The 21,340-nt window shown below is 46.9% G+C and carries 21 protein-coding genes; 14 read left to right on the top strand and 7 right to left on the bottom strand.

Annotation, left to right across the window (positions count from 1 at the left end; all coding sequences use genetic code 11):
- The first annotated feature begins 7 nt into the window (after positions 1 to 7).
- A complete protein-coding gene (locus BMY78_RS25070) occupies positions 8 to 1,249 on the top strand; it encodes an ATP-grasp domain-containing protein (protein ID WP_090904071.1) in 1,242 nt (413 codons plus the stop codon).
- A 65-nt stretch (positions 1,250 to 1,314) separates the two neighbouring features.
- On the top strand, positions 1,315 to 2,589 hold the full coding sequence (locus BMY78_RS25065; protein WP_177185869.1) for an MFS transporter: 1,275 nt from the start codon (positions 1,315 to 1,317) through the stop codon (positions 2,587 to 2,589).
- 126 nt (positions 2,590 to 2,715) lie between these two features.
- Here BMY78_RS25065 and BMY78_RS25060 read toward each other — a convergent pair whose 3' ends face one another.
- Positions 2,716 to 3,759, bottom strand: coding sequence for an alkene reductase (locus tag BMY78_RS25060; protein ID WP_256222402.1), 1,044 nt, complete (start codon positions 3,757 to 3,759; stop codon positions 2,716 to 2,718).
- A gap of 264 nt (positions 3,760 to 4,023) precedes the next feature.
- Between BMY78_RS25060 and BMY78_RS25055 the strand changes: the two genes are divergently transcribed.
- The gene (locus BMY78_RS25055; protein ID WP_064642768.1) at positions 4,024 to 4,887 is read left to right on the top strand and encodes a LysR family transcriptional regulator; all 864 of its coding nucleotides are present in this window, start codon (positions 4,024 to 4,026) and stop codon (positions 4,885 to 4,887) included.
- A gap of 298 nt (positions 4,888 to 5,185) precedes the next feature.
- Here the strand turns inward: BMY78_RS25055 and BMY78_RS25050 are convergent, their stop codons facing one another.
- A complete protein-coding gene (locus tag BMY78_RS25050; RefSeq protein WP_143067082.1) occupies positions 5,186 to 5,815 on the bottom strand; it encodes a hypothetical protein in 630 nt (209 codons plus the stop codon).
- A gap of 400 nt (positions 5,816 to 6,215) precedes the next feature.
- On the opposite strand from BMY78_RS25050, the gene BMY78_RS25045 reads away from it, so the two are divergent.
- Positions 6,216 to 6,827: an esterase/lipase family protein gene (locus tag BMY78_RS25045; protein WP_090904066.1), complete on the top strand. Its 612-nt coding sequence runs from the start codon at positions 6,216 to 6,218 to the stop codon at positions 6,825 to 6,827.
- Between the two features lie 504 nt (positions 6,828 to 7,331).
- Here the strand turns inward: BMY78_RS25045 and BMY78_RS25040 are convergent.
- The 3 genes from BMY78_RS25040 to BMY78_RS25030 form a co-directional block, all read right to left on the bottom strand.
- Positions 7,332 to 8,438 (bottom strand): Leu/Phe/Val dehydrogenase, encoded by a 1,107-nt coding sequence (locus BMY78_RS25040; protein ID WP_090904065.1) that lies wholly within the window; start codon positions 8,436 to 8,438, stop codon positions 7,332 to 7,334.
- Between the two features lie 193 nt (positions 8,439 to 8,631).
- Entirely contained in the window at positions 8,632 to 9,261 is a 630-nt protein-coding gene (gene cdaS, locus BMY78_RS25035; protein ID WP_090904064.1) for a sporulation-specific diadenylate cyclase CdaS, read from the bottom strand.
- Between the two features lie 145 nt (positions 9,262 to 9,406).
- Positions 9,407 to 10,915 carry a DUF6359 domain-containing protein gene (locus tag BMY78_RS25030; RefSeq protein ID WP_256222438.1) on the bottom strand — a complete coding sequence of 503 codons (1,509 nt, stop codon included), beginning with the start codon at positions 10,913 to 10,915 and terminating at the stop codon, positions 9,407 to 9,409.
- Between the two features lie 220 nt (positions 10,916 to 11,135).
- Here BMY78_RS25030 and BMY78_RS25025 point away from each other — a divergent pair, with 220 nt between their 5' ends.
- From BMY78_RS25025 to BMY78_RS25020, 3 genes are all read left to right on the top strand, one after another.
- Positions 11,136 to 11,426 carry a hypothetical protein gene (locus tag BMY78_RS25025; protein ID WP_090904062.1) on the top strand — a complete coding sequence of 97 codons (291 nt, stop codon included), beginning with the start codon at positions 11,136 to 11,138 and terminating at the stop codon, positions 11,424 to 11,426.
- A gap of 153 nt (positions 11,427 to 11,579) precedes the next feature.
- Positions 11,580 to 11,735: a hypothetical protein gene (locus BMY78_RS32975; protein ID WP_177185868.1), complete on the top strand. Its 156-nt coding sequence runs from the start codon at positions 11,580 to 11,582 to the stop codon at positions 11,733 to 11,735.
- An 87-nt stretch (positions 11,736 to 11,822) separates the two neighbouring features.
- On the top strand, positions 11,823 to 12,365 hold the full coding sequence (locus tag BMY78_RS25020) for a GNAT family N-acetyltransferase (protein WP_090904061.1): 543 nt from the start codon (positions 11,823 to 11,825) through the stop codon (positions 12,363 to 12,365).
- 134 nt (positions 12,366 to 12,499) lie between these two features.
- Here BMY78_RS25020 and BMY78_RS25015 read toward each other — a convergent pair whose 3' ends face one another.
- The gene (locus tag BMY78_RS25015; RefSeq protein WP_256222398.1) at positions 12,500 to 13,276 is read right to left on the bottom strand and encodes a Crp/Fnr family transcriptional regulator; all 777 of its coding nucleotides are present in this window, start codon (positions 13,274 to 13,276) and stop codon (positions 12,500 to 12,502) included.
- A 377-nt stretch (positions 13,277 to 13,653) separates the two neighbouring features.
- Here BMY78_RS25015 and BMY78_RS25010 point away from each other — a divergent pair, with 377 nt between their 5' ends.
- The 6 genes from BMY78_RS25010 (at position 13,654) to BMY78_RS24985 (ending at position 17,927) form a co-directional block, all read left to right on the top strand.
- Positions 13,654 to 14,085, top strand: coding sequence for a GAF domain-containing protein (locus BMY78_RS25010; protein ID WP_090904060.1), 432 nt, complete (start codon positions 13,654 to 13,656; stop codon positions 14,083 to 14,085).
- Between the two features lie 159 nt (positions 14,086 to 14,244).
- Positions 14,245 to 14,895 carry a response regulator gene (locus BMY78_RS25005; protein WP_053780067.1) on the top strand — a complete coding sequence of 217 codons (651 nt, stop codon included), beginning with the start codon at positions 14,245 to 14,247 and terminating at the stop codon, positions 14,893 to 14,895.
- A complete protein-coding gene (locus BMY78_RS25000; protein ID WP_090904059.1) occupies positions 14,888 to 16,000 on the top strand; it encodes a PAS domain-containing sensor histidine kinase in 1,113 nt (370 codons plus the stop codon). The genes BMY78_RS25005 and BMY78_RS25000 overlap by 8 nt, the downstream gene beginning before the upstream one ends.
- A 283-nt stretch (positions 16,001 to 16,283) precedes the next feature.
- Positions 16,284 to 16,778, top strand: coding sequence for a chromate efflux transcriptional regulator ChrS (locus BMY78_RS24995; protein WP_090904058.1), 495 nt, complete (start codon positions 16,284 to 16,286; stop codon positions 16,776 to 16,778).
- Positions 16,779 to 16,790: 12 nt separating this feature from the next.
- On the top strand, positions 16,791 to 17,378 hold the full coding sequence (locus tag BMY78_RS24990) for a chromate efflux transporter ChrB (protein WP_090904057.1): 588 nt from the start codon (positions 16,791 to 16,793) through the stop codon (positions 17,376 to 17,378).
- A gap of 3 nt (positions 17,379 to 17,381) precedes the next feature.
- Positions 17,382 to 17,927, top strand: a complete 546-nt coding sequence (locus BMY78_RS24985) for a chromate efflux transporter ChrA (RefSeq protein ID WP_053780063.1) — start codon at positions 17,382 to 17,384, stop codon at positions 17,925 to 17,927.
- Positions 17,928 to 18,134: 207 nt separating this feature from the next.
- On the opposite strand, the gene BMY78_RS24980 is transcribed toward BMY78_RS24985, so the two are convergent.
- Positions 18,135 to 20,510: an Ig-like domain-containing protein gene (locus BMY78_RS24980; protein ID WP_256222396.1), complete on the bottom strand. Its 2,376-nt coding sequence runs from the start codon at positions 20,508 to 20,510 to the stop codon at positions 18,135 to 18,137.
- A gap of 207 nt (positions 20,511 to 20,717) precedes the next feature.
- Here BMY78_RS24980 and BMY78_RS24975 point away from each other — a divergent pair, with 207 nt between their 5' ends.
- The gene (locus tag BMY78_RS24975; RefSeq protein ID WP_090904055.1) at positions 20,718 to 21,338 is read left to right on the top strand and encodes a class I SAM-dependent methyltransferase; all 621 of its coding nucleotides are present in this window, start codon (positions 20,718 to 20,720) and stop codon (positions 21,336 to 21,338) included.
- Positions 21,339 to 21,340: the final 2 nt, after the last annotated feature.

Here is a 21,340-nt window from a genome sequence, read left to right as displayed (position 1 = left end):
AGGATTTATGAAAACAATTGTATACATATCTGATTTCAGGCTTCCATCAGGCTTAAATTTCGTAAAACCTTTGAAAAAATTTGCTGATTACAAAAAAATTCTGATTATTGAACGTCACAATCTGCTTCATGATGATTTGCTTGAGGATTTCTTCGATGAGATTAGATACGTGGACCACTTGGAATCCGTGGATGACATCAGGGAACACATTATTGAAATCCGACGTTCCCACTCCATCGTAGCTTTGTTAACTCCGGGCGAGAATGCGATTGAGATCGGTGGCCAGATTCGATCCGAATTTGGTATCTCCGGCATGCAGCGCAACCAGGCTGAAGCCGTCCGCAATAAATGGATTATGAAACAGATGCTCCATCAACGAGGAATTCGGACGTCTGACATTGCAATCGCTCTTCATGAACAGGATTACATTCGTTTCACTGATACACACGGGTTCCCAATTATTGTGAAGCCACTCAGCGGATATGGAAGTATAAATACGTTCAAATTGTCCAGCATGGAAGAACTGATCCATTATCTTCACCATACTAGACAAGCGCAGCAACGGGACTTGCTGGAGGAGTTCATCAACGGTACAGAGTTTCACTGTGATTCCATTGTCTCCAAGGGGAAAGTTCTATTTTCATCCGTTTCCCAATACCTGTATAACTGCTTGGATATTGCTACTAAGCAGAAGCCGCCGGCCAGCATTACGTTTCCTGAAGGCACTGAGGCTGACTTTATTCACCACATCAAGGAAGTCAATGAACAGGTCATTGCTGCACTGGGGATTAATCATTCCGTAACACATGCCGAGCTTTTTCTAACTTCGGAGGGAGAAGTGGTATTTGGAGAGATCGGTGCAAGAATCGGGGGTTCACAGGTTATGCCTCCTTGTATCAAGAACACACATGGTGTTGATTTATTCGAGGCAGTCAGCGATCTGGAAGTTGGAATATATGAGTTCAACAAACAACAGACGAATAATAAATATACGGGTATGATCTGCTTCCCTTCTCGCGCAGGAATGATTCAAAGCATATCAGGGATAGAAGATTATGAAGATATCTCCGGCATCATTGATTTCAATGTATCCTATCAAGTGGGACAACGTGCCGGGGACGTGAGCGATACGATGACCAGATCGGGTTTTGCCATTGTGGAAGGGAATTCATTCGAAGAATTGCGTCAAACACTGCTGAATATGTACGATCGCTTCAAGATTGAAGTTACTGTTACCGAACCCGTATAAAACGCGGGATGGACCATAAAGGCTTGTTTTTGAATTGACAGTGGTATGGGGGAGGGCTGGAATTATTGTCTTTATTTAAATCATACGCGGGTTTGAGCCGTGAAATATATTACCTCTGTTTAGCCAGAACGATTAACAGCGCAGGAGATTTTGTGTTTTCCCTTATTACCTTAGTCCTGACTTTACAGATGGGGATGAATGTTGTCAGTGCAGGTATCTTTGTATCACTGGCAGCCTTGATTAGTGGACCAGGTGTCCTTCTTGGCGGTTATTTAAGTGATCTTATGGGCAAAAAAACAATTATCGTTACCGGGCAATTGCTGTCCGCCACAATGATACTATGCTGTTCGTTCTGGTCGGGCACTATTACGGTTGGCTATTTACTGATCGCTGTCATGTTCTTCATCAGCATTACCCGCCCTGCGTATAACGCATTAATCATTCAACTGTGCACGGAGGAGAAAGAGCGAAAGTCGGCCTTCTCTCTTATGTATTTGGGAGCCAATTTGGGGATAGCCATCGGACCATTGGTAGCCGGTTTTTTCATCAAGGATCATGTCCATATCGTCTTTATCAGTATCAGCACTGTATTTCTGATATCCACCTTCATTATCATCAACCAGGTAAAGATCGGTACAAGCAAGGTAATGGCGTCTACGGGCAGCAAGAATTCTGCACATCTACAATCGAGCCAACCTCCCACTCCTTTATTCACACTTCTTATGAGAAATCCGCTCGTCGCCTTGTTCATCTTGGTATCATTTCTCAACTATTTTATTTATATGCAATCCTCGTTTAGCCTTCCGCTACAAATGAATGATTCGTTCGGAGAAGACGGGGCAGCCTATTACGGCTCAGTCATGACCATTAATGCTATCAGCGTCATTATCCTGACCACCTTGATCCTATCCGTTACACGTAAGTTAACTGCGCTAAACTCCATTGCCACAGGTGCGCTCTTCTATGGCATTGGATTTGGTGCATTGAGCCTGATGGGTTATTTTCCCCATTTCGCCATCGTCGCCGTCTCTACGGTACTATGGACCGTCGGAGAGATTCTGGTGCAAACCAATATCAATCTATATATCGCTTCGCGAGTGCCGGATACACATCAGGGGCGGTTTAACGGCTTGCTGCTGTTCGTAGGCTGTCTGGGTTATACACTTAGCCCATACTTGACAGGTATTTTCATCAAAAACATGGACATGGGGAGCTTATGGATCATTATTCTGGCCTTCAGCTTGGTCTATGCGTTGTGCATGATCATCCTATGGTATATCGAAAAAAGCTCAACCAGAAAAAGTGAAATTGAACCGCTGGATTTATCACAAAGTGTTTGAGCACTCTGACCCAACCCTCCGCAAGTTGCTGCAGCATGGAAGACATTTAATCATAGTTAGCATCGAAAACAGAAACAACGGGCAGAGTGATTCACAGGATCAGCTTCTGCCCTTTTCTTGCTACATTCACACCAACATAATCAGATGTGCATTGGCATCGTACTCGACCCACTGCTGCCCCGTACGCAATTTTTGCACCAGATCGGGATTGGCGATAAACGGTCTGCCGAACGCTGCCAAATCAATGCTCCGATTCTGTACAGCCTGCTCTGCTTTTTTTGCCTCAAGGTCCCCTACGCCAATGATGATACCGTCCCACTGCTCGCGAATCGCCTCGTGGAAATTCTGTTCCCCAGTCCAGACTGTGGTGTATCGATCTGTTGATGGGTGCAAGATTGTAATGCCTGTCTCGCGGAACAGATTCAGATAGGCGTTCAGCACTCCAGCCTTGTCTGCCCAGACATAGGAAGGGTCATCATCTTTTTTCTCGGAAAATCGTACCGATATGCGATCCACGCTGATTTCTTTTTGAACTGCAATAATGATCTCCTTCAGAAAACGCAATCGACCCTGGATATCGCCTCCGTATTCGTCTGTTCTGTGGTTCGTCTTCTCATTGATAAACTGGTCGATCAGATAACCATGTGCTGCATGCAGCTCAATTCCGTCGAATCCAGCCAGTACCGCATTGCGGGCAGCCGTTTGAAATTGTTGAATGCTATCCCGGATATCTTGCACACTCATAGCTTGAGGTATCTGATATGGCTTATGCAATTTATGGACTCTTCCTTGAGCGGGAATGCTTGAAGGTGCCAGTGGCGGGGTACCGATCAGATCGGAGTGAGACAGTCTGCCCACATGCCACAACTGAGCGATGATGGTTCCTCCGTGTTTATGGACGGCATTCGTTACTTTCTTCCATGAGTCGGTCTGTTCAGCTGTATATAATCCAGGGATGCCATAGGTTCCTTTGCCTGCCAACGAGGGATTAATCCCCTCTGTAATGATCAACCCCACACCATCCCGGGCACGTCGCTCGTAATACGCCACCATCTCTTCCGTCGCAGTCCCATCCTGATCATTGGCAAACCCTCGGGTAAGAGGCGCCATCACTATTCTGTTTCTCAAATGCCATGTGTTGATCGTCACCGGACTCAATAATGTAGACATATTCTTCATCACTACTCCTTCTCCATTGTCATTGTCAGCATTTTTGCATATTCCATTGTTCTAAAAATGCGCTGTTGATAACGATATTGTAAGCCGGCATATATATATCGTAAAATGATTGAAATATATAGATGTATCTCTCATAGAGATACCTAACTAAACAATCTGGAGATAACAGCGATCGGAAGGTTGTCTGTCATCGGAGTGCCCGTGTAAATATAGTGGAACTTATATATGGTTAAAAGTAAGCAGGAGGCCAGAGCTATGGAACTCTCGGATATCGATATTATTCTCGCGGTGGCACGGTCCGGCAAAATCTCACAGGCCGCCAAAGAATTGAATTACGCACAATCCAACGTCACCACACGCATCAAAAAACTGGAGCAGGAATATCAGGTGCAGTTGTTCAACCGTTTCCCCAAAGGGGTAGTGCTGACTTCCAAAGGAGAGCAGTTTGTCCAGTATGCAACACGCATCCGTGACCTGTTAAACGATCTGGAGCAGGACATGACTGATCCCGGTGAACCTTCAGGCACGTTAAAAATCGGGATTGTGGAGACGGCTGCATCCAGCCGATTTATGGAAATTCTCAATGAATACCAAGTGACCTATCCCGAGGTCTCCATCTCACTTGTGAATGCCACTTCACCCAAAGTGCTGCGCAAGAAAATACAGGAATATGAGATCGATGGCGCCTTTATTAGTGGTGCGTGTGTAAAAGAGGGTCTGAAGGTGGAATATGAAATGCAGGACACGGTGCATATCATCTCGAAACGGATGGACGTCCCCCCCGAAAGCCTGTGTCAGGTTTCGTGGGTCGTTTTCCCAAAAGGCTGCCCTTACCGTGAAATTACGGAGGAATATTTGCAGGAAGAAGGTTTGTCTGCTCGCAATATGATTGAAGTCAGCACGATGGATAACCTGCTTAGCTGTGTGGAGTCAGGAATTGCTTTTACCATTATGCCTTGCAGCGTAATTCACAAGAAACCGGATGAGTTCTCGGTATACGATCTGGCTGAACGATTCACACATACCACAACGACCTTTGTCCGTGGCGAAGATCGATACGTCAGCAGCGCGCTGGATCGATTTGTGAAGCTGCTGAATCAGAAGTGTATTACCTTTTGAAATATCATTTCGATTTTCCCCATATCTGCTCAATGCTTATCTGGGCGGGGAACATAAAAAGAGAGATGCGATCTTTCGCATCTCTCTTCTGGTATAGTAATGCATCAGCTCTCAGAATGTTACGGCGCTAACTTAATGTTTGCACATTATTAGGTAGGATTACCCGGGAATGCACAGGCTAATGATCCACAACGACGTTATTCCAGTAGAAACCTACGGAAATACATACAGAGTGAAGCAATAACTCGCGTCTACGTTTCGTTAGCAAGTTTCTTCCCCCGCATCCTTATTCTCGTACTTACTTATACACCAGATTCTGAAGCTCCTTAATATTGTAAGTATCATCCTGTATGAGCCACTGATTATTCTCCTGGAGGAACGTAATGTCTCCTTCGAGTGGAATGTTTCGAGATTCCTGGCCGTTCTTATCGGTGAGAATCAAGTTTAACGTGTAAGTGATCAGGAGCGAGTCTCCTCTATTTTCCTTCACACTGAAACTCATATCTTCCGGGTGCAGCGTAACGCTCTCCTTGTTCGCAACCTGAAGCGGCAGTGCAATATTACGATCAGCCATCTTTGCAACATAATATCTTGAAGTCAGGAACGGCTTCAGAATCTCTCCTTTGGCCTCCAATGCCTCTCGATTCATTGTGTGCTCTTCATCATATTTGTCCACTGTGAATTCAGCCTTTTTGTATAGATCAGCGGTTGTAAGCATTGCTTTCTCATCACTCTCCGAAGCAGGTGGGACCTCCTTTGTTCCCTCACTCGTGCTTCCTCCTCCATTGCCGGATGAATCTTCCTGCCCGGATGGTATAGTCACGCCCGGTTCAGTCGTCCCTTCATCCACAGTAGAATTACTACAGCCTGTAATCAATATGAATGAGAGTACCATCGCACCTGCTAACCATGAAAATCTACGCATCATACTCCTCCTTTTAATTAAATCAAAATTCCATACATTCACCTTACCACTTATGGTTTAATAATCCAATTAATGAAATGGTAATATTTTTATGTACGTTATTAGCTATAAAAGCTTTTTCCCACTTTTCACTAAGATGAACAGCAAGGATAGAAAAAAAAAAACTCTGACATGTTGACCAACAGTCTCATGCCTTCCCCTAAATCCTTCAATCCAAATAGAATATGGATCAGCGAAATCATTCCCGTAATTACAGCGACCATCCCAGCCAAAACCAGCATGTATTTATTCCCCTCAAAATTTATTTTAAATTTTATTACTACCACACTATTCCTTTTAATTACAAATAATGATAGATTAAGAGAGAAAATATGGATATACATTCCAAAGGAGGGTATTAATAATGAGTAAATCTATTGTTCTACGTTGCGTCTTAACCTGTCTGTTCTTCCTTAGTTCGTTATCTTTGCTGTCCATCCCTGCCGGTGCGGAGCAAGCAGCGGCTGCCAATGGGCGCAATCCCATTGTACTTGTACACGGTATTGGAGGCGCGGGATTTAACTTTGCCAGCATCGAAAGAGCACTAATAAACGAAGGCTATTCCCGAAGTGACCTGTACGCCATCGATTTCCTGGACAAGTCAGGAAACAATATCACCAATTCACGCCAGTTATCCTCCTATATTGATGATGTCCTGCGTAAGACCGGCGCCAGCAAGGTCGATATTATTGCCCATAGCATGGGCGGGGCCAACACCCTGTATTATATCAACAACCTCGGTGGTGGCAAAAATATAGGCAAGGTTATTACACTCGGCTCTCCCAACCGGCTTGTAGCCCGATCGGCACCAACCGGCATTGCATATACTTCCATCTACAGTACGTCGGACTTAATTGTAAACAATACGTTATCCCCACTGAACGGGGCGAACAATATTCGCATTTTCGGGGTGACCCATATCGGCCTGTTGATTGATCGTGGGGTTCAAAGCCACATCATGAACGCCTTGAAGTAAAACAATTGATAAAGAAGGCGGGCATCCACACGGACACCCGCCTTTATTTGTATTTTTATTTTACCTGTACTTTTCTCGGAGCATTCGAGCAGGAGGCTCAGAAAGGCTTCGCCTGCTCTTTTCCAAGGAACCTAGAATGTCTTATTTGGCTCTCAAGCCCTCTTTTTCAATCGTAAGGAACACCAGACGCGTTATTGCTTAAAATCTCGCTAAAAAGACGCTAAAAACGGCCTCAAATTTTGATATAACGTGTCTCAGGTTCCTTATCCTTCTGTAGACGCTTCAAACCCCTGAATAACACGTCTCAGATTCGTTAGCGCTCCGGCCATACTCCGTCGTAAGCGAAACGAAAGATACGACTCAGGATAGCGTCTGAAAAAGGGCACGTGGAGAAAACACGCGTTCTGGCGAGTTTTGCGCCGCGAACTCGACCCACTCTTCAGCTCTCAGACTGAGGTTTCATGACACACTACACTCTTATCCATTTCAATGCAATCCTTAAATTTACCCGCGCAGTCTGCGGGAACTCAGCGCGTGATGACCATTTTGCAGGAATGTGCTGCGTGTATTCTTCATCAGTTCAATCCGGCGTTCAGCCAAACGATCCGCAGCAATATACGTTGCGATGCCTTCGGTGCGCGACGTGTCGAAGATTTTCTCCAGAGTATTGTAGATCTCTCCAACCTTGCTCCACGCACGATCGGCGTTATAACCGTTCAGCTCATCCGCAATATTAATTACGCCACCTGCATTGATCACGTAGTCTGGGGCGTATACAATTCCCATTTCATGCAGCTTGTCACCATGACGCGGCTCCAGCAGCTGGTTGTTGGCACAGCCTGCCACCACCCTGGCTTTGAGCTGTTTCAACGTATCGTCGTTAATGGTACCGCCCAGTGCACATGGAGCATAAATATCACAATCCACTCCAGTGATGTCGGCAGGGTCTACCGCCTTAGCACCGAATTGATCCACAGCCTGCTTCACGGAATCCTTATGGATATCGGTAACGATTAGATGCGCACCTTCTTCATACAAATATTTGCACAGACGCATCGCCACGTTGCCCACGCCCTGTACAGCCACGGTTTTGCCTTCCAGCAGATCCGTGCCGAATGCTTGCTTCGCCGCAGCCTTCATACCCCGATATACACCCCAGGCTGTTGCCGGGGAGGGGTTACCGGAGGAGCCATAGCTTGGGGATATGCCTGTAACATAGTCGGTCTCCTGATAGATCAGATTCATATCTTCTTCTGTGGTTCCCACATCCTCTGCGGTGACATACCGTCCGTTCAGTCCCTGAATGTATCGGCCAAAGGCCCGGAACATCGCTTCATTTTTGTCACGGCGCGGATCTCCGATAATTACGGCTTTGCCTCCGCCCAGATTCAGTCCGGATACCGCATGTTTATATGTCATTCCCCGCGCAAGGCGCAAGGCATCTTCAATGGCCGCTTCCTCAGAAGCATAAGTCCACATCCGTGTGCCTCCCAGCGCAGGACCGAGTGTTGTATCGTGAATAGCAATAATTGCTTTTAAACCAGAGGCTCTATCCTGGCACAGTACCAGTTCCTCATAATCGTGATGTTCCATTGCTTCAAACCAGCTCATGTGTAACCGTCTCCTCCAACCATTTTTGCGATCCAATCGCCTTCATCCATTTCGTCTTCCACCCTCTATTGTACCCATGATGATCTAGTATGTGCAAAATCACATTACGATGTAACAAAAAGACCTTTCTCTCTTCACAGGGAAAAAGGTTCGTTATTCCAGCATGGAAAATTTTAGCGACGAGTGATCGTGATCATGGCAAGGCTTCAACCACGTTGATGGGATGCAGATCCCCACCCACGGCGAATGAAGCTTGACCAGTCTCCTCCGAGACAACAAGCACAACCGCATCCGTCAGTTCACTCAATCCGAGAGCAGCCCTATGCCGTGTGCCAATCTTCCGTTCACGCGTAATGGCCTGTGATAGAGGCAGGACATTACCCGCAGATACAATCTGATTGCCTCGGATCAGTACAGCCCCATCATGCAGAGGTGCACCCGGTATAAACAGCGATTCCAGCAATGCATGAGTGACTCTCGCATCGACTGCAACCCCTGAGTGGATAATCGGTTCAAGCGGCACTTCCCGTTCAATTACAATGAGAGCACCATATCGGCGATCCGACAAATGCTGTACACTGGCAGTCAATTCTGCAAATTTCTCCGTGAAGGGAGACAGATAACAATCCAGATAAAAGGAAGAGGCCAGCACCTCAATATGCTTGATCTCAGCCCGAATCTCCGCAAATTGGCCCAGCAGACACACACTGTCATGATCAAAGGTGGATAACGTCTGGTTCATTCGTTCTGCCACACGATGAAGGTCTGCTTTGAGTTTCTGTCTCATGGTCGAGCTGTCACAGTCTGCTTGCCGATTCATCATGGTCCTCCCCCTCACCTTTGGCATCTCGCTCACATTCATAATTACCCATACGTTTCCCTCTACACCAGGCATTTATGCAAAATAAAGCCTGTCCGCAATCGCTGCGGACAGGCCGATTCTCCGTATAGCTACCTTCCTGCTTGTCTTACTGCGCTTTGCCGTACGAACCAGCTTTAAACGTTGTAGGATCATACCATTTGTAGCCTGCAGCCGGTACTGCCCATGGCTCGGTTTGCGGCTCAGTCGATGAAGCCGGAGCTTCAATCGCAAGCAGACTTGTCGGCGTATCCAATGTCAATCCAGACACCTGAGACAGACTGGTATAGCTTTCTTTCACTGCAAGCCATTTCACGGTATTCACAAGGAATACACCGTCGTTTACTTCCTTGAAGCCATCATACGTTGTTTTGGCAGCGCCTGTTTCTTCACGTAGATATTTTGGAGTGGCATCCTCCACAGGTGAGGAGTCACCGATAAATGCTGCTTTACCTGCACCGACCTTGGCAATCGCAGCGTAGGCTCCTTCAGCCCGTCCGCCGCCATTGTATACGCCCTGATCTACCGCGTTGCCCCATTTAGATACACCGCTCGGAACATACACCAGACCTTTGGCTTTGTTCGGATCAATAATGGCAAGTGTGGAACCTGCATGCATGGCTACTGCGCTCACACCGGTTGTAATGCCGAACGACTGCGAAGGTGCGACAATATCTGTTGCATTAACATCACCCAGTGCGTTGTAGCGGAAACGAATACCGAAGTTGGATGCCAACCAGTCGGAACTGGTCACGCCTTGCATCGCTGGAGATTCAGCTTCTGCTGACGACATGCCTTTGGCTGGATTCAAGAATGCACCCCGGCGATAGCCGTTGAATACTTCAGAGGAATCCCAGCGGTTTTTGTTCCGGTCTGCGTTATAGTGGTCGGCAATGAAGAAGACACTGCCACCATTCTGTACATATTGCAGCAGCGCAGCCTGCTCTGTCGCTTTGAAAGGCACGTTCGCTTCGCCGATAACGAAGACATCATAGTCTTTCAATTTATTAAAGGTGATGGCTTGCTCACCGAAGGTATACGGGATGCTGCGATTCAGCTGATCCACGGTAAAGCCTGCGTTTCGCAAACCATTCGCAAAGTCTGAAAATGCCCCATCAATAACCCAGTCCGCAGCCCCGGCTGTCTGAGCATGCGAGTTGTCGAACAATACTTTTTTTCCAGTACCATCCGGCAGCGTTGTGCCTGGATCAGGATCAGGATTGGTTGTTCCAGAGGAGAGTGCGATGGAGGTAGGATTCTTCACTCCGGCATAACTGTTGTATGCACCTAGCGTTCCGGTTACGATAACCTTCTGCCCTACAAGATTCGGGTTGGTAGCCAGTCCATATTGCGAGCGGTACGACGCTGGAATCTGCACATCCAGCAGTTTCGCATTGGTCTTCTCTGTCGCTGAATCGGCAATCAGGAAGTTGAAATCATTGGCATAAGGAGATGTAAATTTGGCTGTAAGCGAACCCGTGGCATGTCCAACAATATATCCTTCTACCGTTGCCGTGCCTCCACCACTCTGGGCTGCGATGGCCTGAGATACCGTAAGGGGCGCTGCAGCTTGTACCGGACTTAAAGAACCCGGCCCCAGCAACGCCGTTGCCATCATGATGAAGACCAGGAATGCTCCGGTCCAATGCTGCCATATCGCTTTCTTCATACTTGCCTTCTCCTCCTCATAATTACCTGATAATGGGTTATCCACCTTTAATTTAATCGTTCATATGCTGAATTCCTCTTTCTTTTTGTAAAATGTTTGCAAAAACTTTTGGAAGTTACACCAATTGCCCATACTGGTTAACAAAAGTATCCCAAAGGAGACCTGTACGATGAAGTTTCTATTTCTTCTGCTCCTGCTGATTGTTCCACTGATTATGGTTTTTGTTGCACTTCGCTCCCGGATGGTGACCCGTGTTTTCCATGTCCTTGCCCTGCTCTGCTTCTATAGTGCGGCGACGGTCATTGCAGGCGATGTGTACGCTACGAATGCCCATATGACGACGTTCACCACCGAAATTCACCATTTCCTGTTGAATGGATGGTTCCTTTATCCGTCTGCATATCTGGGTGTGTACATTCCCTATCTGCTGTGGACGAGCCTATTTACGAAAAAAAGTTAAGTTTATTCGAGCCTTGGCATTGCATTTTGCCATCGTTCATTGCATAATAAACATATAGCTGTGATAATGATTATCATTCTTGAGCTTGTCTCAAGTCTTCTGTCTACTTTACATGACTTAACGATTTTATAGATAAAGGGGAACGAACATCGAATGAATACAACTCTGCAAAAGGCTGATCTGCAGCTTGACGATTATTTGGATCTTCTGAACCTGGCAACCAACCTGGGTGATACGAGATGGCAAAAGGAAATTATCCGCAAGCTGGCTTATACTTATCCCGCAGTTGAATGTAAACAACCACAATAGCATGCCTTATACTTACATAGCTCGTAACCCATTCTTTACACGAATCGGTTATTGGGCTATTTTTGTTTTATATAGGAGGGAATAGCGATGCAATTGGAAACCGAACGACTCATCATCCGGGATATTCTGGAGACAGACTGGGAAAGTATACATAGCTACACATCCATGACAGAAGTTACTCAGCACACGGCATGGGGACCGAATACGGAGGAAGATACGCGGGCTTATGTGGAATTTGTAATGAATTTACAGCAAACACAACCACGAGAGGGCTTCGAACTGGCGATATGCTTGAAAAAGGAGGGCATCTTGATCGGCGGTGTTGGCCTTCACATCGAAAAGACGAACGCTGAGATCGGTTATGTGCTCAATCCCCTTTATCAGGGAAAAGGGTATGCTGCCGAAGCAGCCCGAGCCATGCTTGGCTTTGGCTTCAATACACTTGGCGTACACCGGATATATGCGAAATGCCGCCCGAACAACAAGGCTTCAGAGAACGTTATGCAGAAGATTGGTATGCAGCGTGAAGGTCTGATGCGAGAGCATTGGTTTTACAAAGGGGAATATCATGATTCATGTCTATATTCGATTCTTGCTAAGGAGTATATAGGTGCAAACGTTGGACGCTAATCGTGCCTACAACAAAAAAACATATAACTACGCCAAAAAGCTGACCCCGAGTACATCGGACATCAGCTTTTTTTGATTTCTCCGTAACGACCCCAATCGCCATCGAAGGTACAACCCTATTCAACTTGCTTTCATTACAATCGACACAGCTCTACCGGACAGCTTGGAAATGTAGGACATCCGCACATGCAGCGCAAGGCTGCCAGGTCACGAATCATCAGCTTTCCATCCACGGTGTCCAGCGTCCCCTGTTCTTTCCAGGCTCCCAACATACGCGTTACACTCTCCCGCGTGGCACCAATCATTTCCGACAACTCGGTATGATTCAGCTTCATGTCGAGCACGATGCCATCCGGCGTAATTCTGCCATACGAGTTGCTGGCACGAATCAGCGTCGATGCGAGCGCACCTGCCTTGCCATAGAGCAAGAGATCACGGAAACGCGACTGGGTGATACGCTGGGCGAGCGCCATCCATTGCAGGAATTTCAAGGCAAGATCACCATGTTTGCTGAGCACACTTTCCAAGTCGCTGAGCGAGATAATCCCCAGCTCCCCTTTGCCTGCCATCTCTGCACTGTAGCTGTGAGTCAATCCGCCTATACCGCCAAACTCTCCAATCAGATCGCCGGTTTGCTGAATCGATAAAATGATTTCTTTCCCATCCTCAGTCGACTTGGTCAGCTTCACTCTTCCCGAGCGAATGTAGTACAGGTATCCGGCTTCATCGCCTTCCAGAAAGAGACTGTACCCCGACTTTACCCGTTTCGGCTGCATCTTCGCTTCGATCAAGCCCCATTGTTCAGCTGTCACGAACGAAAGGATTCCACCTGTCTCCCGTGTCATCTTGCTCGCCTCCGTCTGTTCTTGTTGTGTCGCCTGGGTTGTTCTTTCTGTAAATACCGTACCCATTACCATCGTCCCCCTCGGTGTTTCCTTATGTATCCATCATACCGCGAATATAGCGTGGGGGTTATCGGGGGATTACCTGAACCTCGCGGGGAAACTCCCTGAATTTGCTGTGAGATAAATCACACTTATGAGGACCCTTTACGACTCCGTAATCGATAAAAGCCTTGCCGTTCCTGGCCTAATTGCCTGTCCATACACAGGATCAGCAAATTGCAGAACGGAAATAGGGGTTTTCCCTGAATTACAATCCAGAAGAAAGGGGCTACAATAGAAACAGCAGCGAAATACCCTTATTTTAAGATTTCCCTGACCACAGGTTAACGATATTGATTACACCGTAACGTACGGTATGATTCCAAAAAAGGAAGTGTCCTCTCATGCATGATGAACTGCCATCTGGCATTCAGGAGATGATCGACGGCCTGCGCATGAATACCTCCAGCGATTTTTGCGGACTGGCCTGTCTGTCCGGGACGATGCTGCGCTGGAAGTATACATCCGGCGCCAGCAACGAGCGAGTGAAGCGCATGGAGATGCGCCCTGGACAAGATCTGGTTGGCACAGCGCTTCGGACTGGACGCACCGCTCTATCTGATGCACAATCCACCGGGGAGCATACACCCGGCCGTTGCCCGTTAATGCTTGCGGAGCGGTTGGTATGTGCCATAGCCGTGCCTGTGTTCCAGCAAGGAAGTGTTCCTGGCGCCGTGCTGCTCCTTGGCAGCAGGTTACCCTGCACGTTCTCACCGGAGATGGTCCGTCAGACCGAACAGGTTGCTATACAGCTGCAGCCACAAGTGTACGGATAAAGACATCTGTCTGGAGTATGCTAAGAAGTCTTGTTATTTCCTTATGGGAGTAACACGCACTAACAGAAAATCGAAGCCATTCAGAGATTAACCTCTGAATGGCTTTCTTTTTTGGTATGATAAAGAAAGAACTGTGGAACCGGACAGGAGGAAAATGATGTGATTCAATTATTGGTTGTCGACGATCATGTAGTTGTACGCTCCGGGCTGATTGCCCTGCTTGACGGAAAAAATGATATACATATTGTTGGAGACGCGGCCGATGGGGATGAAGCTATTGCCAAGGCACAGGAACTGAAGCCGGATGTGGTTTTAATGGATTTCAGCATGCCGCCAGGCAAAGACGGTCTGACCGCTACCGCTGAATTGAAGAAATTGATGCCGGATGTCTCCATATTGATCCTGACCATGCATGACGATGAAGAATATCTGTTCCGCGCCATCCACGCTGGAGCATCCGGATATATTCTCAAGAGCGCGCCACATGAAGAATTGCTTGCCGCTATTCGTTCCGTAGCAGAGGGTAGCGCCTATCTGTACCCAAGTGCGACCAAGCGGCTGATGAGTGAATACCTGGACAAAGCGAAACAGGAGAACGCCGGACCATATGACACGTTATCCGAGCGGGAGAAAGAGATATTGTCCTGGATTGCCAAGGGTTACGCCAACAAGGAGATCGCCGAACATCTGGTGATCAGTGTCAAAACGGTCGAATCCCACAAAAGCAATTTGATGGAGAAGCTTGGCCTTCGAACCAGACCGGAACTGGTAAAGTTTGCGATGAAAAAGGGGTTGCTTAACTTTGAGTAGCGCACGCAAAAACAGACTTAGCGGATTTGCCGATCAACCTGTACGGCAGTTATTAGAGGAAATCGACAGTCACATTACAGATACTGAATTCCGCAGTAGACTGAAAGGTTCCCTGCACCAGCTCAGTGATCTGAAGTTTGCCCTGGATGAGTCGTCCATTGTAGCCCTCACGGACCGCAAAGGAAAGATCCAGTATGTAAACGATAAGTTTTGCGAAATTTCACAATATAATCGGGAAGAATTGATCGGTCAGGATCATCGAATCATTAATTCGGGTTATCACGGCAAGAACTTTATGAAGAACCTGTGGGAAACCATCTCTTCCGGACGAGTGTGGAACGGAGAGATCCGTAACCGTGCGAGAGATGGCAGTCATTATTGGGTGAATACAACGATTGTGCCTTTTCTCGATAACGATGGTGAGCCCTATCAGTATTTGGCCGTTCGTAGTGAGGTAACCAAGCTGAAGCAGGTCGAAGCCGAGTTACAGACGATGATGACCCAGGTCATGAACATTCAGGAAGAGGAACGGCGTCGCATCTCACGCGAGCTGCATGACGGCATTGGACAGAGTCTCTTCTCCCTCGTCATTCAGATGGATCGTCTGCTGGCGGACCAACCTCAATCTGGTGTGGAAGCACTGCGAAAACAAGTTACGGGCATTATGGAGGATGTACGCGGCATGGCATGGGAGCTGAGACCCTCCGTACTGGATGACCTTGGTGTCGTTCCGGCCATTCGCACGTATATCGAGAACTATACCCGGCACTACGGGATTGAAGTGGAGCTGGAATGTAATCTGCGAAAACGACTGGAGATGAACCGGGAGATCGCCATGTACCGCATTATCCAGGAGGCGTTAACCAATGTGGCCAAGTACGCCGATGTGTCAGAAGTACATGTGACGGTGGAAGATTCGGAAGAGGCAACCGTTGTGAAGATTGTGGACCAAGGGGCCGGGTTCAACAGTACGACGGCTGGTAACGGTGTTGGTCTATTTAGCATGGAGGAGCGAGCCCGTGGAGCCGGAGGTACACTCGTAGTATGTTCGGAGCCTGGCGAAGGAACGGTCGTTACCCTTTGTCTACCCAAAACTGTTCATTAAGTCGATTCAACCTGTACTTTATATAGAAGACTGTTTTACGGATGTGCTCCGTGAACAGTCTCTTTTTCGATTCATACTTGCCTCCTGCTCTGCTCCCATTCATCATCTCTGATTGGTAAAAATGACAAAATGAAAGCTCTGAATCGGATAAATTCAACATTTACAATAAATATATTGACTCCAATTACGATTCGTCATTAAAATATGAATGCTGCATACAAATTGTACGTAGATCCTATCATAATTTTTTATTCTATATAGTTAAAAAAAAGGATGGTCAATCATGTCAGAGAAACGCTCCTCCAAAGGGGGAGAAATTCCGCAAATGCACAATCTGGATACAATCGATCGTAAAATCATTGCCGCCCTTCACCAAAATAGCCGGATATCTTACACCGATCTGGGTGCACAGATCGGTTTGTCCCGTGTGGCCGTTCAGGCTCGCATTAATGCCTTATCCGAAAAGGGAATCATTGAACGCTTCACTGTGGTTCTCAATCCGGGCAAAGTTGGACTCCAGGTCTCTGCCTTTTTCAATGTCGATGTAGAACCGCTATTTCTGGATGAAGTGGCCGCGAAACTGGACGAAGAACCCGCAGTAACCAGCCTCTATCATATGACAGGCCCGAGTACCCTGCACATGCATGGTATTTTTGCAGATATGGAAGAGATGGAGCAGTTCCTGCTGGAGAAGCTCTACAAGATGCCCGGCATCGTCAAGGTAGAGTCACAGCTGTTGTTAAAACGATATAAAAGCCGAATGGGCATGAGACTCTAGGAGGATATCAGCATGAGTTGGAAAGATTACAACGGTCTCGTCATTGGGATGGTACGAACCGGAATTTTGGGATATGGCGGCGGACCTTCGGTTATTCCGCTTATCCGTTATGAAGCCGTTACCCGCTATAAGTGGGTCAGCGATGATGAGTTTGGCGAGATTTTGGCCATTGCCAACGCCCTGCCTGGTCCTATTGCCACCAAGATGGCTGCGTATCTGGGGTATAAAACCAAAGGCGTGCTGGGCGCTATTGTGTCCGTTTTGGCCCACATTTTGCCGACGAGCATCGCCATCATTGCGCTGCTTGGCTCCATGTACGCGCTCCGCGAATCGAAAATCGTAGCAGGCATGGTGGCCGCTGTTCGCCCGGTTATTTTTGTCATGCTCGGCATGATGGCATACGAATTCGCCAAGAAAGCATGGAAGGGACTCGGTACAACCTTTGCCGCCCTGTTCGGTGTCCTTGCATTTGTGCTGCTGCAGCTGCTAGATATTCACCCCGGTATTGTGATTGCCGTCTTCCTCGGATATGGCGTCTTCCATCTGGATGTGGTCCAGCGTTTCAAATCCAAAGGCAATTCCGACAAGGGGGTGTCCTAAGCGATGCTTCAGACATGGTGGGAATTGTTTTGGGGATTTTTTGTAGCCAATATCTTGGGATACGGGGGCGGCCCCGCCTCCATTCCGTTAATGCAGGAAGAAGTGGTCAACCACTACAAGTGGATGACCACCGAGCAATTCGGTGATGTACTCGCCATCGGTAATGCACTTCCCGGTCCAATCGCGACCAAAATTGCCGCATTTGTCGGTTATCAGGTAGCTGGCTGGTTTGGCGCATTCATCGCCAGTTTTGCCACCGTTGTACCTTCGGCTGTCGCGTTAATTCTGCTGCTTCGTTTACTGAACAAGCATCGTACTTCACCAAAGGTGAAAGGGATGACGCTGCTCGTACAACCGGTTATTGCTGTACTTATGATCTTACTTACATGGGAATTCGGTCAGGTATCCACCAATTCCATCGGCATTTGGCAGACATTGATCATTGCAGGGATCTCGCTCTGGGTCATGACCAAGACCAAGCTGCATCCAGCCATACTCATCGTCATTGCTTTTGCATACGGAGCGTTGGTTCTGTCTCATACGATGTAATTCATTGATTATTTAGATTCGGGGAACGTCTTGGAACAATGTGTTTTTATATCCAAAGTGGATATATGCACATGTTTCAGGGCGTTTCTTTTTTTGTATTGTTAGTTTTTTATTTCCAATCTCCACTATAAAAAAACGGTGACGCCAGCATTTAAGCTGTCATCACCGTACATAGAATTGCTTGTTTTATCTTCGTACTTGAAAATATTATTTCGCTTCAACGACTACAGTTACTTTGGTTTTCACACCTGCATAAGTCACGGTAATGGTTGCTTTACCCTTACCATTGGCCTGAATGATGCCATCTTTCACCGATGCTGTCGCAATACGGGAAGATTTCCAAAGTGCCGGCTTGGATACGTTCGCTTCGCTGCCATCGAGATACGTTGCTGTAGCAACCAGGGTTGCCTTGTCACCAGGCTTCATGGTCAGGGTTACTTTATCGGTTTGCAAATATTTCAGTGTATCTACATCGACTGCAATGGTTACCGTTTTGCTGCCGTACTTCGCTGTAATTTTTGCTTTACCTGAACCTGTCGCTTTTACTTTACCTTTAGTTACCTGAGCTACTTTGTAGCTGTTGGTTTTCCATTCCGCTTTGTCCGTGACATCACGCTCACTGCCATCGCTCAGATAAGCAGTAACTGTAAGATCAGCGGAATCACCGGTTTTCAGGGAAAGAGCCGGTTCGGATGCTTCAATGCGTGAAATAACGTCCACTTCAACCGCAATCGTCACTTTTTGGGAGCCATATTCAGCCGTGATATTGGTTTTACCGCTGCTGTTGGCAGTGATAACCCCTTTCTTCACATCAGCCACCCGGGAGTTGCTTGATTTCCATGTTGCATCGGATGAAACATCCTTGGTCAAGCCATCTTCATCCGTAGCTGTGAGTACGATTTGTTGTGTTTCCTTGGAGGACAACACCACAAAGTTCACATCTGCCTCCAGCCCACTAGCCATGCCTACTTCAACAGGCAGAGTTAACGTTTTACCTTCAATTTTGGCTGTGATGGTTACTTTACCTGTTGCAATACCTGTCACGACACCTTTGCTGTCCACTTCAGCGAGTTTCTCACTGCTGCTGCTCCAATTCGCATCTTCGGACACGTCTTTGGATGTATCACCATATACGGCCAATACTTTCACAGACAATGTACCACCAACGGCTACAGAACCTTTTTTCTTGTCCATTTCATACTTGTCCGGAACATCTACATTCACTGTGAATTTAACGGTTTTGCCGCCGTATGCCGCAGTGATGGTTGCTGTACCCGATTTATAAGCGATCAGCTCGCCGCCAGATACATATACAACATCCGCATTGCTGGATGTCCAAGTTGCTTTGGAAGTTACGTTTTCTGTACTTGCATCAATATATTCTGCATTGGCTACCAGTTTCTTGGTTTTGTTATCACCTGTAACGCTCATAGCCAGTTTATCTTCGACACCTGCAATATCCAGATATCTTGCCGTATCAACGTCAACCGTGATTTCTACAGTTTTGCCGCTATACGTTGCTTTGATTGTCGTAGAACCCGCACCAATCGCTGTAACTTGTCCCTTGAATACCGTCGCTACCTGCTCGTTGCTGGATGTCCATGTCGCTTGATCCGTTACATTCACATCAGCGCTATTTGGATAAGAGGCAGTCAATACTACATTTGCCGTTTTATTGGACTCGCTCAGACGGAAGAAAATGCTCTGTTTCTCCACACTCAGTTTGCTTGTCAGATCCACATCTACATCTACCGATACGGATTTCGTTCCGTATTTGGCTGTGATCTTAGTAGAACCTGCCGAGTATCCTGTGATTTCACCTTTTAATACATCTGCTACTTTTTCATTACTTGACGTCCACTCTGCCAGATCCGTTACATCTTTGGTTGTGCCATCTGGATAGGTGGCTGTCAATTTTACAGTTTCGCTTTTGTTCAAGAGCAGATTGACCTGCTTCTTGTCCACATCCACACGTTTAACAACCTCAACGTTAACATCGACAGTCACACTTTGGCTGCCCACTTTACCTGTGATGACAGCTGTTCCGGCGCTTTGCCCAGTAACTTTACCATTCACAACCGTTGCGACTTTCTCGTCATCAGAGGACCACTCGGCAACTTTGGATGCATCTGCATTCGTCGTATTATCACTGTAAGTTGCCGTCAAAATAATGTCTTTGCTATCTCCTGTGCGCAAGTCCAGCGACTGCACATTCTTGGAAAGGGCTTTGACTTTTTTGGTTACATTCACCTGAACCGTCTGACTCTGAGTCAGATACGACGTTGTAATGGTTGCCGTACCTTCCTTTTTGGCAGTAATGGCACCATTATATACAGTCGCTATCGAAGTATCACTGCTGCTCCAGGAAGAACTGATGGTTACGTTAGCCGATGTATTATCGGTATATACTCCTGTCACCGTAACCGAACTGGAATCACCCACTTCGAGCGACAGCTCATTTTTGGAAACTACAATTTTGGACAGTTCTTTATCTGCCGCAGCGGCCAAGCCTACGTTGGAAATACTCAGCACCAATACCAGCATCATCACCATGTACTTGGTCAATCTTGGCTTTAACATCATTTCCCCCCGATTCTTTTCATTTTGTTCCTTAGTTTAATGTCGGCAAGTTCTTTCCAGATGTTTAGACTTTCAGGGAATTTTCAGGGGATTTCGTGGAAATTCATTCATACGATCTATCGATTTCCAAATGGTTCATACCTGCAAATATTACGCATAACCTATGTATAGTCACTATTTTGAATTCATTTATATGATCGGGGGAGACACATGAATCAGCCTTTTGATTACAAAGGATATTGGGAACAGACCTATAGCAATGGCAGGACATCCGGAAGAGGATCTTACGGGGCTTTGGCTGAATTCAAGGCAGAGGTAGTAAATGGACTGATTCAGCGTGTGGGTATTTCCAGCGTCATTGAATTTGGATGCGGTGATGGCAATCAACTGCAATATATGAACTATAATACGTATCTAGGTGTCGATGTAGCTGCCTCGTCGGTGCGTCTATGCGCCTCCAAATTTGCTAACGATACGTCCAAAAGTTTCATGTTATATACACCCGGTCTATGGATTAACCGTGGTTTCCTGCAAGCTGATCTCACCGTCTGTCTGGATGTACTCTATCATATTACGGATGAAACGGATTTTCGCAATACACTCTACGACATTCTGCACTCTACGTCAGAGTGGGTTGTGTTGTACACTCGTTTGAAAGAAAACGGTAATCCAGGGGTTAGCACCATTCAGGACCGGAATATTTTTGACTATCTGTTTGACTATCCCGAATTCAAGGTACATGAAATTATTCCTCAGCGATATCCCGATCAGTCCTCGGCCGATTTTGTCATTTTAAGACGCACACCCAACATCGAAAATAAATCGGTCTGAGA

It is taken from the genome of Paenibacillus sp. OK076 (genome assembly GCF_900110055.1).
Lineage (GTDB): Bacteria > Bacillota > Bacilli > Paenibacillales > Paenibacillaceae > Paenibacillus.
The sequence above is the reverse complement of the archived record's forward strand: the minus strand, read 5'-3'. Positions and strand labels throughout refer to the sequence as shown.

What these genes read in the sequence shown, in the direction of transcription:
- BMY78_RS24985 (WP_053780063.1), top strand. Translation starts at nt 17,382, where the DNA reads ATGCTTCAGACATGGTGGGAATTGTTTTGGGGATTTTTTGTAGCCAAT.
- BMY78_RS25055 (WP_064642768.1), top strand. Translation starts at nt 4,024, where the DNA reads ATGGAACTCTCGGATATCGATATTATTCTCGCGGTGGCACGGTCCGGC.
- BMY78_RS25020 (WP_090904061.1), top strand. Translation starts at nt 11,823, where the DNA reads ATGCAATTGGAAACCGAACGACTCATCATCCGGGATATTCTGGAGACA.
- BMY78_RS24990 (WP_090904057.1), top strand. Translation starts at nt 16,791, where the DNA reads ATGAGTTGGAAAGATTACAACGGTCTCGTCATTGGGATGGTACGAACC.
- BMY78_RS25040 (WP_090904065.1), bottom strand. Translation starts at nt 8,438, where the DNA reads ATGAGCTGGTTTGAAGCAATGGAACATCACGATTATGAGGAACTGGTA.
- BMY78_RS32975 (WP_177185868.1), top strand. Translation starts at nt 11,580, where the DNA reads ATGAATACAACTCTGCAAAAGGCTGATCTGCAGCTTGACGATTATTTG.
- BMY78_RS24975 (WP_090904055.1), top strand. Translation starts at nt 20,718, where the DNA reads ATGAATCAGCCTTTTGATTACAAAGGATATTGGGAACAGACCTATAGC.
- BMY78_RS25060 (WP_256222402.1), bottom strand. Translation starts at nt 3,759, where the DNA reads ATGTCTACATTATTGAGTCCGGTGACGATCAACACATGGCATTTGAGA.
- BMY78_RS25025 (WP_090904062.1), top strand. Translation starts at nt 11,136, where the DNA reads ATGAAGTTTCTATTTCTTCTGCTCCTGCTGATTGTTCCACTGATTATG.
- BMY78_RS25030 (WP_256222438.1), bottom strand. Translation starts at nt 10,915, where the DNA reads ATGATGGCAACGGCGTTGCTGGGGCCGGGTTCTTTAAGTCCGGTACAA.
- BMY78_RS24995 (WP_090904058.1), top strand. Translation starts at nt 16,284, where the DNA reads ATGTCAGAGAAACGCTCCTCCAAAGGGGGAGAAATTCCGCAAATGCAC.
- cdaS (WP_090904064.1), bottom strand. Translation starts at nt 9,261, where the DNA reads ATGATGAATCGGCAAGCAGACTGTGACAGCTCGACCATGAGACAGAAA.
- BMY78_RS25015 (WP_256222398.1), bottom strand. Translation starts at nt 13,276, where the DNA reads ATGGGTACGGTATTTACAGAAAGAACAACCCAGGCGACACAACAAGAA.
- BMY78_RS25050 (WP_143067082.1), bottom strand. Translation starts at nt 5,815, where the DNA reads ATGATGCGTAGATTTTCATGGTTAGCAGGTGCGATGGTACTCTCATTC.
- BMY78_RS24980 (WP_256222396.1), bottom strand. Translation starts at nt 20,510, where the DNA reads ATGATGTTAAAGCCAAGATTGACCAAGTACATGGTGATGATGCTGGTA.
- BMY78_RS25045 (WP_090904066.1), top strand. Translation starts at nt 6,216, where the DNA reads ATGAGTAAATCTATTGTTCTACGTTGCGTCTTAACCTGTCTGTTCTTC.
- BMY78_RS25010 (WP_090904060.1), top strand. Translation starts at nt 13,654, where the DNA reads ATGCATGATGAACTGCCATCTGGCATTCAGGAGATGATCGACGGCCTG.
- BMY78_RS25070 (WP_090904071.1), top strand. Translation starts at nt 8, where the DNA reads ATGAAAACAATTGTATACATATCTGATTTCAGGCTTCCATCAGGCTTA.